At 62.5% G+C, this 1,103-nt stretch carries 2 protein-coding genes and 1 pseudogene; 2 read left to right on the forward strand and 1 reads right to left on the reverse strand.

Annotation, left to right across the window (positions count from 1 at the left end; all coding sequences use genetic code 11):
- A partial coding sequence (locus EOA75_RS33130; protein ID WP_127326159.1) for an HAD-IC family P-type ATPase occupies positions 1 to 550 on the forward strand: 550 nt, incomplete at its 5' end.
- Between the two features lie 44 nt (positions 551 to 594).
- A complete protein-coding gene (locus EOA75_RS33135) occupies positions 595 to 984 on the forward strand; it encodes a DUF305 domain-containing protein (protein WP_095799243.1) in 390 nt (129 codons plus the stop codon).
- A gap of 13 nt (positions 985 to 997) precedes the next feature.
- Here EOA75_RS33135 and EOA75_RS35465 read toward each other — a convergent pair.
- Positions 998 to 1,103: pseudogene (locus EOA75_RS35465) on the reverse strand (IS5/IS1182 family transposase); the annotation flags it as partial.

The raw sequence follows: 1,103 nt of genomic DNA on the forward strand, positions 1-1,103 counted from the left end.
GGTCAAGGCAACCACGGCCGAGGCGATCAAGGCGCTGCACGACAAGGGCTTGAGGATCATCATGGCGACCGGCGACAACGAGCGCACGGCAAAAGCGATCGCCGGCAGGCTCGGCATCGACGAGGTCCGCGCCGGGCTGCTGCCGGATCGGAAGGCGGCACTTGTCGACGAACTGCGCGCCAGGGGCGCCGGCATCGCCATGGCCGGCGACGGCATCAACGATGCGCCGGCGCTTGCCGGAGCCGATGTCGGCATCGCCATGGGCACCGGCGCGGACGTCGCGGTCGAAAGCGCCGGCATCACGCTGGTCAAGGGCGATCTCAACGGCATCGTCAGAGCCCGCACACTGGCCCAGGCGACGATCCGCAACATTCGCCAGAACCTGTTCTTCGCCTTCCTCTACAACGTGCTCGGCGTGCCGGTCGCCGCCGGAGTGCTCTACCCACTCACCGGTATGCTTCTGTCGCCGATGATCGCGGCGGCGGCGATGAGCCTGTCGTCGGTCTCGGTGATCGGCAACGCGCTGCGGCTGAGAACGTTGAAACTCTGAGCGACGCCCCCAAATACGACATTCCATTCAACAGGAGATATTGGATGACCTTGGCCAAGAAGATTGTGCTGCTGCTGATGGCGGCGGGAATGCTGATCGCGGTGTTCCTCGAAAGCGTGCCCGCGCAATCGGACGAAATGAAGCACGACATGTCCGGGATGGCCATGGGCGCGGACAGCCCAGCAACCGCTGGCTACAAGGCGGCCATGGTCAAGATGCACAAGGACATGATGCTCAACTACACCGGCAATGCCGATGTCGACTTCGTCCGCGGCATGATCCCCCATCACCAGGGAGCCATCGACATGGCCAAGGTGGTGATCGCCAACGGCAAGGACCCGGAAATCCGCAAGCTCGCCGAGAACGTCGTCAAGGCGCAGGAAGCCGAGATCAAAAAAATGCAGGATTGGCTTGCCAAGCATCCGGTGAACTAGGCTGAATCGACATTCAGCGCATCCATAACATAGCTGCGGCGAGATGGATGAAGGCGAGGAAGTGGCCGGCGCGACGATCGAAGCGTGTGGCGAAGCGTCTGAAATGCTTGAGCTTGTTG

It is taken from the genome of Mesorhizobium sp. M1A.F.Ca.IN.022.07.1.1 (assembly GCF_003997575.1).
Classification (GTDB): Bacteria; Pseudomonadota; Alphaproteobacteria; order Rhizobiales; family Rhizobiaceae; genus Mesorhizobium.